The organism is Pseudomonas sp. K5002 (genome assembly GCF_013386655.1).
GTDB lineage: Bacteria > Pseudomonadota > Gammaproteobacteria > Pseudomonadales > Pseudomonadaceae > Aquipseudomonas.
Window position 1 is genome coordinate 1 of sequence record NZ_JACARK010000804.1, and the last position, 1,417, is coordinate 1,417.

Here is a 1,417-nt window from a genome sequence, read left to right on the forward strand (position 1 = left end):
CCAGCGCTTCATCGCCGGGCGCGATCGCCAGCCCGGCGGCCAGTGACGGTTCATAGCCGGTCAGGGACAGTTCCGGAAACACCAGCAACTGCACGCCGTGCTCCGCCGCCACGCGCATGAAAGCCAAGTGACGCGCGATATTTCCGGGTACGTCGCCCGCAATGGAAATGGATTGGGCAGCAGCAATCGTCAAGGCAGTCATGGTCGCATCCAGGCAATCATCGTGAAGTCCGTGCAGCATATCGACACTTGGGTCATAGCCGTAAGTACCCAACCTCAATAGAAATTACTGATTGAATCCACCCGCTCGCCTCAGTTAAGCTCCCCCCATCATTTGGAGACACACCATGTTGCAACTCACCCACACCCAGGTTTGCCCTGCTGCCAGCGCCCAGCGCTCGGTCGTGGCTGCCCGCGTGAGCGGTTTGAGCGCACTGGTCAGCTTTTATTTTGGGTATTGGTTTAGCCACTGGCGCGCCTGATACCTGAAATCGGCGCCCACTACTCAAGGGGTCGCCTACCAGAGAAATCTAACCCCCGGTCGGCTCCCCGACCGGGGGTTTTGTTTTTTCAGCCCTTATTATTTTTGTCACACACCGAACACTTAAAGGACTCACGCCATGAACTACGCCACCTATTACCGCTACGACACCTCCACCGCCTGGCGATTTAGCAAGCTCCGTTCGGGACAGCCTGCCGCCTCCGATCGGTCACCTATTGGTGGCAAGCCAACACACGTAGCCAATACGGCCAATTGTCGAACACCCCAGTAGGGCAGAGCGTGCGGGAACAGCCCGCCGCTTGCCCAGGAAGCCCGAATATGAACGCCTCGATCGCCGCTCTGCCTGTTTCCACCCTGTCCTGCGCCAATGAAGCGCTGACCCAGCGTTTGCCCAGTGCCCTTGAGCTCAAGCACCAACTGCCCCTGAGCCCATTCCTCAACGAACAGATCCACGCCCATCGCCAAGCCGTGCGCGCCATCCTCCAGGGTGAAGACTCACGCCTGCTGGTGATTGTCGGCCCGTGCTCGATCCACGACCCGGAATCGGCCATGGAATACGCGCGCAACCTGAAAAAACTGGCCCATGAAGTCAGTGACCAGATGCTGCTGGTGATCCGCGCCTACGTCGAAAAACCCCGCACCACCATCGGTTGGAAAGGCCTGGCCTACGACCCACGCCTGGATGGCAGCGACGACATGGCCGCCGGCCTGACCCTGTCCCGGGAACTGATGCGTGAAATGCTGCGCCTGGGCCTGCCGGTGGCCACCGAGCTACTGCAACCGATGGCTGCCGGCTACTTCGATGACCTGCTGAGCTGGGTCGCCATTGGCGCGCGCACCACCGAATCGCAGATTCATCGCGAAATGGCCAGCGGCCTCGGTATGCCCGTCGGCTTCAAGAACGGCACCGACGGC

The 1,417-nt window shown here is 60.4% G+C and carries 2 protein-coding genes; one reads left to right on the top strand and one right to left on the bottom strand.

The window, feature by feature from the left end:
* A partial coding sequence (locus tag HX846_RS28885; RefSeq protein WP_306173165.1) for a nitrilase-related carbon-nitrogen hydrolase occupies window positions 1-202 on the bottom strand: 202 nt, incomplete at its 3' end.
* 618 nt (window positions 203-820) lie between these two features.
* On the opposite strand from HX846_RS28885, the gene HX846_RS28890 reads away from it, so the two are divergent.
* Window positions 821-1,417, top strand: a 597-nt coding sequence (locus HX846_RS28890) for a 3-deoxy-7-phosphoheptulonate synthase (protein ID WP_178966635.1), incomplete at its 3' end; no start/stop codon positions are given.